Raw genomic sequence first — 13,348 nt, 5'->3', positions numbered from 1 at the left:
TAAATTTCCCTGTTACTGGGAATTTTGACCGGAGACGGGTACTCGGATTTACACGCCAGGTCAAATCAGCCTAGAAGAACCTCCATCTGCAGCAGTTGCGCAATGGGCGTGCCCGAGCCATCCGACCCGGTAGCGGTAATGTTCAGCTGGATGTATCGATAGAATTGGTTGCCAAGTGGAAAGGCAATTCCCGTGCTTTGTGTAGGCGACGCGAAATTGGAGACGGACAGGAGCTCGTTCCAATTCACGTTGTCTGATGAGCCCAAGAAAGTGAACGTGATTGGGAAGCCGCGAACGGACGGTGTTCCGTTTGGTGCGCCTGCCGGAGGCGCCCAACGGGGATAAAGCACGACGGTATCGAATGGCGTAGGGGCGCTGAGGTCAAGGGTCACCCACGTGCTTCCGGAGGTCGTAGTCCAATAGTCGCTGGACCAGGAGTTCTGAAATTGGCCGTCCGTAAGATTACTTGCGGACCACTGCGAAAGACCCTGGAAGAATGAACTCGCAGTTGCTTGTGCTGCAATTACGCTGCTATAGACCCCAATCTCTGCGAGCTGAAAGTAAAGCGTCGGGCTTCCGTCCGTGGTCAATGTCTGGCCGTAGACTTGCACACCTTCATATGCCGCAGCCGTCGGTTCCGGGATGGCAATGCATACACCCACTTGTAGAGACTGTGGCACGGCGAATCCTGGGCCCGACGAATACAGTGCCGGACTGTTTATTGGAGCGGGCACGCCCTCAATGTAGAACTGACTCGGGAAACAAAGCGGCTGCTTTTGCGTGCCTCCACCATTTGGCGCGTCCCAGCGCGGATACAAGATCACGCGGCTGAGAATGCAAGAGCCCTGGAAGTCGAGCTGAATGTAGGGAGCAGCGCCCTGCATAGGCTGATTCATATATGCAGAACTCGACCAGCAGGTCGAAAGATTGCCATCGGCTGCGTTCCATGCATCCCACGCAGAGTTCAGGGATGAACTTGCCAGTACGTTGTAGGCCAGGCAGATCTGACCAGGGTTGGCCGTCATCGTAGAGGGCGCGCTGGTAGCGAAGCTTGGCGTACCGATCTGATTTACGAACACGTTGAGGGGGCCTCCACCCGTGCCGGGTGTATAGGTCCAGCTTAGGTCGCCAAATTCGACGATGACGTTATTGTTCGGCTGCGGAATGAACATCACCATGCCGCGCAACGGAATTTCCAGCATGACCATGGAAATGCCCGTACCGACAAGTGCGGTGATTTGCCCGGTTGAGAAAGAAACCGGTGCAGTCGGCGACGCTTCGTTTACTTCAAAATCTAGCGAGATCGTTTGATCATAAGTCGAATACAAATTTCCCAAAAACCAAGCGGCCATGTGCTTACCCCTCGACAATCAGAATGGAAAGGCTTCGCCGAAATCGAATCACGAGATGGCGGGATAGTTGTCGTACGAATAGCCCAACGTAGAGATCGACCAAACGCTTGCCGGCGTATAGGCGAAGTTCGTCGGCTGAATAGGGTATCCAAAAAGGACATCTTCGAGACGCTGCGTCGGTGCGCCATCGACCACCGGAAAGTAGGTTTGGCTAGGATGTTGTGACTGCCAAAGTGCCCAGATCCGGTCCACATTCGCATGAAGCAGAAAAAACACCGGATCATTCGGCGCGACAGGCGGAGACGACATCTGACCGCCAATCCAGTCGTGCACAGCGTTGTGCATCGCGCTTGCCTGTGTGATCAAAAAGCCTTCTAGAGCATTACGAAACCCATATTTGCTTTGCGTCGAATAAGGGGAAACGTCGTAAGGTTCATTGCCAAGGATGGCCGCAATGCTGGCATAGGTTGGAAGGCTACTACTTGCGCCAAGATCGCGCTCAATGTTGTTGGTGCTGATCCTGCCGCTTTCGTTCACCGTTTGCCAATTGGTGAAAGGGCCGTCAATTGGATCGCCTGAGCCGCCCATGTAGCTGTCGCTCCATATTGCGGAGGTTGTCGGGTCGGGTAACTCTGCATCCGCAGACCAGTCCCAGTACGGTAGTCCGAAATCAGCATCGTCTAGCACCCGCTGCAAATCGATTTCGAAGGCATGCAGCATCGCGCGATGCCAAGGCAAGAACGCGGCACCCATGTGAGCTCCGTTGATGCCGGGCGCCGCCTCATACTGTACAGCTCTCAGATGCAACCGAATGTAGTTGTCATATCGGCCACTTTGTTTCAGTATTTTTACACCTGATATGTAATCCAGAGCGGCGGCCTCGTTCTCGAGGAAATTGGTGCGGACGGCCACGAAGTACCTCCCTAGTCGAGAAAAGACGTGGAACAACGGACCTAGCAATTTTCAAAGACTGCCCATCGAGCAATTCTGCCCGCGTTCGTTCTCCGGACGCCTAGCGAGGGCGACTCCCATTGTAATCCCGCAGGCGAGCTTCGATCTCTTCCCATCCGAGCAGCGCGTCAAGAAAGGCGATCGCGTTGTACACGGAGACAAGGAGTTGATTCGAGAAGCTCGGGCGCAACGGCCCATGTCCATGCGGCTCAGCGAGGTTGTTTCAAGAACTGTTGCCTCGAGGCCGGACAGCTAGACGGATCCAACCGTCACTACTATCGAAGGTCTATCAAGGGGTGGCAGTGATGCCGCCCCTTTTTGCAGCCTGGACCTAATTGTTGGTCAGGTGGACCGTGCGGCTTTGGTATCTTGGATCAAGACTCATCAGTCAGGCTAACACTCACATGGCAAAGCGAATTCGCTCTCTTGAAGACGTACAGGCTCTCGTGGCTGGCAGTATTTTCGAGTCACGAGAGATCGAGTTTAAGAGAGAGTTGAAGACACCTGCGCAAATATAGACGTCTAGTCGACTAGGTCTTGGCTGCGCAGGAAGGGATTGCCGCAGAGCGTCATCGCCATGACCTGCACGGGACTGTCCCCATTGCCGGGCTACCGCTCGATTGGCCAAGGCATTGGCACCGATCAGCCCGTTCCCCGCCCATGAGAAACGCGGGTAGCCCACTCCAGACTTCAACACGTAGGCAAGTCATTTGATGGGTCAGAACTTTTGCGCGGATAGCAGGATATCACCGCTCGAGAGGTGACGAAATTACGCATCAGTCATAGGTAAGTGAATGTTTTGCGCACCAACAAAATTTAAAGCCAAGCCTATCAGCGTAACTGGTGGAAATGTTATTTCTTATAAATATAATTAATTTTCAATTAGATACGTAGATTGCTTTAACTTGATAAGACATAACTTTTCCAACTTGACCCGCTTACTTTTGTCCGAGAGTATTGACAAATAGTGACTATAGCGTATATTAGTCACCACCGATACGGTTTGTCTTCTTCTCGTAGTCCTTGGCACCTCGTGCCGAAATCTAAGCCTCAAGGAGGCATCATTATGTTTACCCGAACAAAAGTCTCATTCGGAATTGCGAGGTTGGCCGGCATATTGCTGGCCGGCCTGTTTTTCTCCGCAGCAGCCCTCGCCGAGGACACCGATTCGGCCCAGACCGCGCGGTGCATGCTCTGCAGCAGCGCCAAGTGTTCGTCCACAGCGTCGGAAGCCATCAGCAGCAATCTCTCGAAGGCCCGTGACTCTTCTGCGAGTTCACCGGACCCGATGGTGGTAGTCCAACGAATGATCCTCGGGAGCGCGGACGGCTCGCGTTCTCGCGTTGTACATATGGCCTCTCGCCCCGACGATAGCGATCGCGCCCGTTCTTGGGATCCGATGCTGATAGCCCGCAAGATGATCCTGGGCGACTCGCGCTGACTTAAGAGCCCATGTGGCTCTTATGCGGGTTCAAATGCTGCTTGAAACAATCTGACGACGCTGCTGCAGTGTATGTGCTTAAAGTGTGACCTCGCCTTCGACGGGCAGTTGCTATCTGATCGCTACCGTCCCGGATTCGTGAAATCCCCACCCACCGCCAAGCGCTTTGTAGGCGGCGATCGCTGCACGTGCTGATTCCGTTTTAGCCTGCGCGCGCGCATCGGAGGCACGCAACATGTTTTCGTCGGCCTGCAGCACTTCGATCAGACTGACGATCCCTTTTGATAAGCCGCAAACGAGGCCTCGCACGCGCGAGCGAGCGAGTTCACGCTCTGGTTCAGGAGAATACTTTGCTCCTCACGCTTGACGAGTGCAGAAAAGGCGTTCTCCACATCCTCTGTGGCGTGGAGCGCAGCGAGTTGATAGACAGCCAGCATTTCGCCTTGCTGCCCTCTGGCTTGCTGGATCTGCGCGTTGACGCGCGCAGATGCCTGAGCGAGGTCCAGATTTTGTTCCAGGGCAATCGTCACGTACCGAGTCAGTTGCGGGTCGCCAAAACCTGTCCACCAGGTGGCGAGGTCGGCGTTGGCCGCCGCGTGTCGCTGATCGACCTCGGCTTGGCCCTGAAAACGGTCGGGCATGGGCAGAGTGGGCCGGACGTAGTCAGGGCCGACCGCGCAGCCAGTAAGAATATTGGCGGCAAAGAGCATGGCAAGAAAGCGTTTGGTGGACATGGAGTCGATTGCAAGCAGTGGCAGTTGTGACCATATTACCATATAGTCACTAGTTGTCCATTCCCCGGATGAGAGGTAAGCTCTCACTCATGAAAAAAGCAGCCACTACCCCCCAACCCGCGCGCGGTCCGGTCGACCATGAGGTGCGGGATCAAATCGTTACCGCGGCCACCGAGCACTTCAGCCGGTATGGCTACGAGAAAACCACCGTTTCCGACCTGGCCAAGGCGATCGGGTTTTCCAAGGCGTACGTCTACAAGTTCTTTGAGTCCAAGCAAGCCATTGGCGAGATGATCTGCGCCAATTGCCTGCGAGACATCGAAACCGAAGTGAAATCGGCCATTGCGGAATCCGATCTGCCGTCGGAAAAGTTGCGACGGATGTTCAAAGGTTTCACCGAAGCGACCCTTCGGCTGCTGTTCCGGGATCGCAAACTTTATGAGATTGCCGCTGCGGCTGCCACGGAACGCTGGTCGGCGGTGGTGGCTTATGAAGAGCGCGTGCAGGCGCTGCTTAAGGAGATCTTGCAGGAAGGACGGCGGAGCGGGGATTTCGAGCGCAAGACGCCTCTGGACGAAACCGCCGCGGCGATTTACCTGGTGATGCGCCCCTACTTCAATCCGCTGCTGCTGCAGCATAGTTTCGACTATACCGACGTAGCGCCAGGGCAACTGTCCGGCCTGGTTCTACGCAGCCTGTCTCCTTAAGATATGAGATTGTTAGTGACTATTGACTAATTTAGTCACTTAATGACAAAATGAAGCCCTGTCACTTCGTCCGTGGGGCTTTTCATGTTTCGGCTTCCTTTTGCCACTTCTGTACTCGTTCTCGCGCTTTCATTTGCGCTGGCCGCTTGCAGCGGCAAAGCACCCTCCGATCCGCGCACCGAGGCGCCCTTGGTGCGCGTAGCTGTCGCTCAGAACGCCATCCCCGACACACGTTCGTTTACTGGAACCGTCGCCGCCCGAGTGCAGAGCGACTTGGGCTTTCGCGTTTCCGGCAAGGTGCTGAAACGGTTGGTGGATGCCGGGCAAACCGTGAAGCGCGGCCAACTGCTGATGCGCATCGATCCGGTTGATCTGAAGCTGGCGGCGCAGGCGCGGCAGGAGGCGGTTGCCGCCGCACGCGCCCGTGCAAAACAGACTGCAGAGGACGAAGCGCGCTACCGTGACCTGCGCGGCACCGGCGCGATCTCCGCGTCGGCCTACGACCAGAGCAAGGCGGCGGCAGATACCGCGAAAGCCCAACTGCGTGCCGCAGAAGCCGACGCCGACGTGGCCAACAATGCCAGCGGCTACGCCGAGTTGGAGGCCGACGGCGACGGCGTGGTGATGGAAACGCTGGCCGAACCGGGCCAAGTGGTGAGCGCCGGGCAAACCGTCGTGCGCTTGGCGCACGCCGGTCCCCGCGAGGCGGTGGTCCAACTGCCGGAAACCTTGCGTCCCGCGATCGGTTCCGCCGCACAAGCGGCGTTGTTCGGCAAGGAAGGACTGAGCGTGCCAGCCACGCTGCGACAACTCTCGGATGCAGCCGACCCCCTCACTCGCACGTTTGAAGCGCGCTATGTGCTGGAAGGCGAGCTGTCCAACGCACTGTTGGGCACCACGGTGACGATCCGCCTTCCCGCCGGTAGTGCCGCCCAGCAAGGTGGCTTGCAGGTGCCTATGGCTTCACTGTTCGACACGGGCAAAGGGCCGGGCGTGTGGGTGATCAACGGCTCGCCGGCCAAAGTGTCCTGGCGGCCGGTGGAGGTCCAGCATCTGGATGACGACAGCGCGCGCGTCGCAGGTCAACTCCAGCAAGGCGATCGCATCGTCGCACTCGGCGCGCATCTGCTGCGCGAAGGTGAGTTGGTGCGGGTGGCAAACCAGGCCGTCGCCGTGGCAAGCGAAGGGGGCCGGCCATGATGAGTCAGGGGCGCTTCAACTTGTCTGCGCTGGCGGTGCGCGAGCGCTCCGTCACCTTGTTTCTGATTTTTCTGATCTCGTTGGCCGGGCTGCTCTCGTTCTTCAAACTCGGCCGTGCGGAAGATCCCGCTTTTACGGTCAAGGTAATGACCATCATCACTATATGGCCCGGCGCCACCGCGCAGGAAATGCAGGACCAGGTCGCCGAAAAAATCGAAAAGCGCATGCAGGAACTGCGCTGGTACGACCGTACCGAAACCTACACGCGACCCGGCCTGGCCTTCACCACCCTGACCTTGCTCGACAGCACGCCTCCGTCGGAAGTACAGGAAGAGTTCTACCAGGCCCGCAAGAAAGTCGGCGACGAGGTCAACAATCTTCCGCCCGGCGTGATCGGGCCGATGGTCAACGACGAATACGCGGATGTCACCTTTGCGCTGTTCGCGCTCAAGGCTAAGGGCGAACCACAGCGCCTTCTGGTGCGCGATGCGGAAAGTTTGCGCCAGCGCGTATTGCACGTGCCGGGCGTGAAGAAGGTCAACATCATCGGCGAGCAGGTGGAGAAGATTTACGTGGAGTTCTCGCATGATCGTCTGGCCACACTGGGCGTGAACCCGCAGGACGTGTTCGCTGCCCTCAACAGCCAAAACGCGCTAACGCCGGCCGGCTCTGTGGAAACGAAGGGATCGGAGGTGTTCATACGCCTGGACGGTGCCTTCGACTCGTTGCAGAAGATCCGCGACACACCAGTAGTGGCCCGCGGCCGCACGTTGAAGCTGTCGGACATCGCCACCGTCAAGCGTGGCTATGAAGATCCGGCTACCTTCATGATCCGCAACAACGGTGAACCTGCGTTGTTGTTGGGCATCGTTATGCGCGATGGCTGGAACGGACTGGATCTTGGCAACGCGCTGGACCACGAGGTCGGTGCGATCAACGCCGAGTTGCCACTAGGCATGAGCCTCACGAAGGTCACCGACCAAGCTGTCAACATCAGCTCGGCGGTCGACGAGTTCATGCTGAAGTTCTTCGTCGCGCTGCTGGTGGTGATGCTGGTGAGCTTCGTCAGCATGGGCTGGCGCGTGGGATTGGTGGTGGCCGCGGCCGTGCCGTTGACGCTGGCGGTGGTGTTCGTGGTGATGGCCGCCACCGGCAAGAACTTTGATCGCATCACCTTAGGTTCGCTGATTTTGGCGCTGGGCCTGCTGGTGGACGATGCCATCATCGCCATCGAAATGATGGCGGTGAAAATGGAAGAGGGCTACAACCGTGTGGCCGCTTCCGCTTATGCCTGGAGCCACACCGCTGCGCCTATGCTGGCGGGCACACTGGTGACGGCGGTGGGCTTCATGCCCAACGGGTTCGCGCGATCCACCGCCGGCGAATACACCAGCAACATGTTTTGGATCGTCGGCATTGCGCTGGTCGCTTCCTGGGTCGTGGCAGTGGTGTTCACGCCGTACCTGGGCGTGAAGATGCTGCCCGAGTTCAAGAAAGTCGAAGGGGGCCACGAGGCAATCTACGACACGCCACGTTACAACCGTTTCCGTCAGATGCTGGGGCGCGTCATCGCGCGCAAATGGCTGGTAGCCGGTTCCGTGGTGGGTCTTTTCGTACTGGCCATCCTCGGCATGGCGGCGGTGAAGAAGCAGTTCTTTCCCATCTCCGATCGTCCAGAAGTGCTGGTCGAAGTGCAGATGCCCTATGGCACCTCGATCGATCAGACCAGTGCGGCCTCGGCGAAGGTGGAAGCGTGGCTGGCCAAACAAAAGGAAGCCAAGATCGTTACCACCTATATTGGTCAAGGCGCGCCGCGATTCTATCTGGCTCTTGGTCCTGAGCTGCCTGACCCGTCGTTCTCCAAAATCGTGATTCGCACCGATAACGAGGACGAGCGCGATGCGCTGAAGCAACGGCTACGCGAGGCTGTCGCAGAAGGCTTGGCCTCCGAGGCGCGTGTGCGTGTCACGCAACTCGTGTTCGGTCCCTATTCGCCATTCCCCGTCGCCTATCGCGTCACCGGCCCGGATGCGGATGCCCTGCGCGGTATCGCGGCGGAAGTGGAACAGGTGATGTATGCCAGCCCTATGATGCGCACGGTGAACACCGACTGGGGTACCCGCTCGCCTACGCTGCATTTCACCCTACAGCAGGACCGGTTGCAGGCGGTGGGGCTCACCTCCAACGCAGTGGCACGGCAGCTGCAATTCTTACTGAGCGGCGTGCCGGTCACTTCGGTACGGGAAGACATTCGTACCGTGCAAGTCGTTGCGAGGTCGGCCGGCGATGTTCGTCTCGACCCGGCCAGGATCGGCGACTTCACGCTGGCCGGTGTCAACGGACAACGCATTCCGCTGTCGCAGGTGGGCAAGGTCGATGTGCGCATGGAAGAACCGATCATGCGCCGTCGCGACCGTATGCCGACGATCACCGTGCGTGGCGATATTGCCGACAACCTGCAGCCGCCAGATGTTTCTACCGCCATCAGTAAGCAGCTTCAGCCGATCATTGCCAAGCTGCCTAGCGGCTACCGCATCGAGCAGGCGGGCTCCATTGAAGAGTCGGCCAAGGCGACGACCGCCATGCTGCCGCTGTTCCCAATCATGCTGGCATTCACGTTGCTCATCATCATCTTCCAGGTGCGCTCCATCTCCGCGATGGTGATGGTGTTCTTGACCAGCCCACTGGGCTTGATCGGCGTGGTGCCCACCTTGATCCTGTTCCGGCAACCCTTCGGCATCAACGCGCTGGTCGGCCTGATTGCGCTGTCGGGCATCCTGATGCGCAACACGTTGATCCTGATCGGGCAGATCCATCACAACGAAGAAACAGGGCTGGATCCGTTCCATGCGGTGGTCGAGGCCACCGTGCAGCGCGCGCGGCCGGTGATCCTCACCGCGTTGGCGGCGATCTTGGCCTTCATTCCGCTTACCCATTCGGTGTTCTGGGGAACCCTCGCCTACACGCTCATAGGTGGCACTTTTGCGGGAACGATTCTGACCCTGGTGTTCCTGCCAGCGATGTATTCCATCTGGTTCAAGATCCGGCCGGGGAATGCGGCGGACGGACGCAAAGATCGGCATGAGCCGTCCCGGCCGTCGGCGCACAGTCTGGAGGAAGCCGTTGCCGGATAGCAGCACGAAGACCCACCTGAATCGTCGTTGCAATCATTGGCAAAGTTCGCACGAGAGCTAGGTAAAGTGCGTCGTAGCCACCCATCTTGCACTTGTCGATAAAGGCCACGCGATACACCATGCGGCACTTTATCGTCTGCTTTCGGTCAACCAATCCTGACAAATGTATGTCGCGAACTGGCCGAAAGCAGCCACATTCTGGGTGGAGCACTTTGAACTGGCCACGGGTGGAGCATTTTTAGGGGGCCATCAAGGGCGACCTGCGCAACTTCGTAATGCTGTTCAGCTTCGGTCGATACGCTCCAGCCTGCGCAACCTAGGAAGCAGGTTCAAGGTTCCCAGAATGCCGCTCAAGAGAGCGCGGAAAGTGCATCCGCTCACGAGCAAAAAGACGCTTTGATTTCCGAAGCGACCTGGTGCAAGTTTTCATCCAGTACGAAATGCCCGGCATCCAGCCACACGAGCTTGGCGCTCTTGAGATCACGCAAATAAGCGCTGGCACCCGCCTCAATAAAGAACGGATCGCGCTTGCCCCACACGATGAGCGTCTTGGGGCTGTGCTGGCGAAAGGCTTCCTGCCAGACCGGATATAGCGCAATGTTGGTCTTGTAGTTCTCGAGGAGGTCGACCTGATAGTCCTGCGTGCCCGGCCGATCGAGCAGCGCCTGGTCGAGCACCCAGTTATCCGGGTTGATCGCCGCCGGATCCTTCGCGCCTACCAGCCAGTGGAATTTGGTTCCCGCTAAGCTCACGAACTCGCGCGCGGGTTTTTCGGTTTCGGCCGTGCGCTTTTCCCACAGCGGCAGCAACACTTGCTTGGGCGCTTCTCCCACGCCCTCCATGTAGGCATTGGCGTTTTGAATGATGAATCCCTTCACGCGTTCGGGATGCTGCGTAAACAGGCGAAACCCAATCGGCCCACCATAGTCTTGCATGTAGAGGATGTAGGATTTGAGCCCCAGCACATCGACGAAATCGGCCACTTGCCTGGCTAGGTTGTCGAAGCTGTATTCAAACTCCGTTCGCGCCGGCGCTGCAGAATGGCCAAAGCCAATGTAGTCGGGCGCGACCAAATGAAAACGATCGGCCAAGACCTGGATGAGGTCGCGGAACATCTGGCTGCTGGTTGGCAGGCCATGAAGCAGCAGGATCGTCGGTGCTTTCGGATCACCCGCTTCCCGGTAGAAGACTTCGCGTCCGTTGACGGTGGCGGTGCGGTGGTAGGTCCGATGGATCATGGCGGTCTCTGATGATGATTGAAAAAAACTACTAACTGTACCGAACGATCGGTACAATAATGAATCGATGGGTCGCCGTCAAGAAAAACTTGCGCCCTTTTGCTGCGTTTCTTAAAGTTGGACCGATTGTTCCATCCAAAGAGGCTCCGATGCCCGCCGCACTGATCTCAAAGGAGCAAGTCGTCGAGCGCCTGTTTGAGGTCTTTCGTGACCGCGGGTTTGAAGGCGCCTCTCTTTCAGACCTTTCCCGGGCGACAGGTTTGGGCAAATCGAGCCTGTACCACTACTTCCCGGGCGGCAAGGACCAGATGGCTGAGGTCGTGCTCGCGCGTGCGGCCGATATCGTGGACCAAGGAATACTGGCAGTCGCCCGCAACGGCGATTCGCTAAAAGCCCGTCTTGGGGCAATCGCCTCAGCATTGCGAGCCTTCTATTCGAACGGCACGACCGCCTGCGTGCTGGGCCAGCTCTCTGGTGCGGGTTTGAGCAAAACGGCTCGGGCCAGCTTACGCACCTCGTTCGACAATTGGATCCAGGCCATCGAAGTGTTGGCGATCGACGCAGGCTTCACGCCTGCGCGCGCGCATCGGTTTGCGCAAGATTGGGTGGGGCGCCTTCAGGGTGCCTTGATTCTTCACGCCGCCACAGCCGACACCGCGCCGTTCGACCGAGCGCTCAAGGCGCTGCTGGATCTCGCCAAAACCTAGGACAAAAAGCCGGGCGCCCTTGCGAGCGCCCGGTTCGTGGAAAGCGCATCACGCCGCTTTCTTGGTCTGAAGCGGCGGGAACGCCGCGTCGATTTCCGTCTTGAAGGTATTGTTGAAGATGTTGGTGATGAAGCTAAACGCGGTCTCAGCCACGATGTCCACGATCTGAGCATCGGTAAAGCCGGCCGCGCGCACCCCTTCCACATCGGCGTCTTCGATGTGCCCGCGCGACTTGGCGATCTTGTAGGCGAACTGGAGTGCGGCATCGGCCTGGGGGTCGGTGGAGTGACCCGTGCGGTTGAGTTCCATATCTTCGGCCGTCAGGCCCTGGAGCTTGCCGCCCAGGAAGGTGTGCGCCGACAAGCAGTAGTTACAGCCGTTGACCTCGGCCGTCATCACGTGGATGCGCTCGCGCGTCTTATGACCCAGGCTCTTGCCCAGTGCCCCATGCATGTCAGCGATCGCTTTCAGCGCATCAGGCGACTGGGAGATGAGCGCGAAGAAGTTCGGGACCAGGCCAAGAACTTTCACATAGTTTTGCAGGATCGGCTGCGACTTGGTCGGGGCTTGGTCGATGGTCGGGATGTTGAGGCGTGCCATGGTGAGTCTCCTGTGATCCGGTGCCGGAATGGCATCGGTGGCGCAGAAGATTAGACCCTTACCTCAGAAAGAATAAGCCAGCGATTTTGAAAATCGATCTTTCATTTTGTGGAAGAGTTAGAGGCGCTCATTAAGGCGAGTTCATCCCGCAGGCGCGGCACAGCGAAATCCAAAAAGGTGCGCATCTTCAATGGCAGCTGCCCTTGCGATCCGTGGATCAGGTGGACGGGCAGCGGAGCGACATCGAACTTGCGCAACACCTGGACCAATGCGCCCGCGCGCAGATGCTCGGCGCAGTGATACCGATACACACGCGTAAAGCCTGTATGCCGCAGAGCCGCTTGAATCGCCGCCTCGGCCGAAGTCACGGACAAGCGCGGCCGGATGTCCACGCCAAACTCCTTGCGACTGACAGATTCGCGAAACAACCAAGTCGCCGTCGTGGGTGCCGTGAAGACCACACACGGCAACCGCTCCATGTCGGAAGGGTGCTTTGGCTTGCCGTGAGTGGCCAGGAGTTCGGGCGTCGCACAGGTGAGCGTGTCCATGCTGCCAATGCGCGTCGCGCGCATGCGACTGTTGGGCAAGACGCCGATGCGCACGGCCATGTCCACATCCTCGTCGAACAGATGAAGGTTGCGATCCGACAACAACAAGCGGATGTTGATGTCGGGAAACTGCGCCAGAAAATCGGTGACCAGGGGCAATATGTATTTTTGTCCAAACAGAACGGGCGCAGTCAGCACGAGTTCCCCGCGCGGCACTTGGTATTCGCCCGTCGCCCGTCGCTCGACCTCATCGACATCTTCAAGGATGCGGCGCACGCCATCGACATAGCTGCGTCCGGCTTCGGTCAATGTGAGCTTGCGCGTGGAGCGCTGAAGCAGTTTGGCGCCAAGATGCGCCTCCAGCTCGCTGATCTTGCGGCTCACGGTCGGCAGCGGCATGTGGAGCTCCTTGGCCGCCGCCGTCAGTGTGCCCTTCTCCACCGTCAGCAGAAGGACGGACATTGCTTCGAGTCGATTCATGTAGACGAAGGCTCCGAACTTGCGGATGCCTTCATCATAGAAGACCGTTGCAGTCTTTCAACAGGCGCGCGCCGGCTGCCGTGCGCTATATACCGGCAGATAACCCCCGAAGTAAATGACGGGAGTTTCCTCGATCTCTTGGCGGTCGATAAAAAACTGCCCACTTTGGCGATCACGAACTTGAACGCCGCGCGCGTCGGGCGATGAGCGGCGATTTTGCCTGTCTCTTAAGCTCTCTTCGCGAGGATCACACGAC

The 13,348-nt window shown here is 58.2% G+C and carries 11 protein-coding genes; 5 read left to right on the top strand and 6 right to left on the bottom strand.

All coding sequences use genetic code 11. The annotated features are described in order from the left end of the window. Window positions 1–65: 65 nt before the first annotated feature. Both F455_RS0103980 and F455_RS19685 read right to left on the bottom strand, forming a co-directional pair. Window positions 66–1,352, bottom strand: a complete 1,287-nt coding sequence (locus tag F455_RS0103980; RefSeq protein WP_083918782.1) for a discoidin domain-containing protein — start codon at window positions 1,350–1,352, stop codon at window positions 66–68. A gap of 48 nt (window positions 1,353–1,400) precedes the next feature. After that, window positions 1,401–2,264: a tyrosinase family protein gene (locus F455_RS19685; RefSeq protein WP_169337289.1), complete on the bottom strand. Its 864-nt coding sequence runs from the start codon at window positions 2,262–2,264 to the stop codon at window positions 1,401–1,403. Between the two features lie 1,105 nt (window positions 2,265–3,369). Here F455_RS19685 and F455_RS0103970 point away from each other — a divergent pair. Continuing rightward, window positions 3,370–3,744 carry a hypothetical protein gene (locus F455_RS0103970; RefSeq protein ID WP_018971974.1) on the top strand — a complete coding sequence of 125 codons (375 nt, stop codon included), beginning with the start codon at window positions 3,370–3,372 and terminating at the stop codon, window positions 3,742–3,744. Window positions 3,745–4,007: 263 nt separating this feature from the next. Here F455_RS0103970 and F455_RS0103965 read toward each other — a convergent pair whose 3' ends face one another. Next, window positions 4,008–4,478, bottom strand: coding sequence for a hypothetical protein (locus F455_RS0103965; protein ID WP_018971973.1), 471 nt, complete (start codon window positions 4,476–4,478; stop codon window positions 4,008–4,010). Between the two features lie 89 nt (window positions 4,479–4,567). Between F455_RS0103965 and F455_RS0103960 the strand changes: the two genes are divergently transcribed. From F455_RS0103960 to F455_RS0103950, 3 genes are all read left to right on the top strand, one after another. Then, window positions 4,568–5,185, top strand: a complete 618-nt coding sequence (locus tag F455_RS0103960; protein WP_018971972.1) for a TetR/AcrR family transcriptional regulator — start codon at window positions 4,568–4,570, stop codon at window positions 5,183–5,185. Window positions 5,186–5,269: 84 nt separating this feature from the next. Then, window positions 5,270–6,385 (top strand): efflux RND transporter periplasmic adaptor subunit, encoded by a 1,116-nt coding sequence (locus tag F455_RS0103955; protein WP_018971971.1) that lies wholly within the window; start codon window positions 5,270–5,272, stop codon window positions 6,383–6,385. Then, window positions 6,385–9,519, top strand: a complete 3,135-nt coding sequence (locus tag F455_RS0103950; RefSeq protein ID WP_018971970.1) for an efflux RND transporter permease subunit — start codon at window positions 6,385–6,387, stop codon at window positions 9,517–9,519. The genes F455_RS0103955 and F455_RS0103950 overlap by 1 nt, the downstream gene beginning before the upstream one ends. A 377-nt stretch (window positions 9,520–9,896) precedes the next feature. Here the strand turns inward: F455_RS0103950 and F455_RS0103945 are convergent, their stop codons facing one another. Continuing rightward, window positions 9,897–10,757 carry an alpha/beta fold hydrolase gene (locus F455_RS0103945; RefSeq protein WP_018971969.1) on the bottom strand — a complete coding sequence of 287 codons (861 nt, stop codon included), beginning with the start codon at window positions 10,755–10,757 and terminating at the stop codon, window positions 9,897–9,899. Between the two features lie 149 nt (window positions 10,758–10,906). Here F455_RS0103945 and F455_RS0103940 point away from each other — a divergent pair, with 149 nt between their 5' ends. After that, the gene (locus F455_RS0103940; protein ID WP_018971968.1) at window positions 10,907–11,464 is read left to right on the top strand and encodes a TetR/AcrR family transcriptional regulator; all 558 of its coding nucleotides are present in this window, start codon (window positions 10,907–10,909) and stop codon (window positions 11,462–11,464) included. 48 nt (window positions 11,465–11,512) lie between these two features. Here the strand turns inward: F455_RS0103940 and F455_RS0103935 are convergent, their stop codons facing one another. Both F455_RS0103935 and F455_RS0103930 read right to left on the bottom strand, forming a co-directional pair. After that, complete coding sequence (locus F455_RS0103935; RefSeq protein ID WP_018971967.1) at window positions 11,513–12,064, bottom strand: carboxymuconolactone decarboxylase family protein; 552 nt, start codon at window positions 12,062–12,064, stop codon at window positions 11,513–11,515. 101 nt (window positions 12,065–12,165) lie between these two features. After that, entirely contained in the window at window positions 12,166–13,092 is a 927-nt protein-coding gene (locus F455_RS0103930; RefSeq protein WP_018971966.1) for a LysR family transcriptional regulator, read from the bottom strand. Window positions 13,093–13,348 lie beyond the last annotated feature (256 nt).

Origin of the sequence: Rudaea cellulosilytica DSM 22992, from assembly GCF_000378125.1 — a bacterium.
GTDB lineage: Bacteria > Pseudomonadota > Gammaproteobacteria > Xanthomonadales > Rhodanobacteraceae > Rudaea > Rudaea cellulosilytica.
The sequence above is the reverse complement of the archived record's forward strand: the minus strand, read 5'-3'. Positions and strand labels throughout refer to the sequence as shown.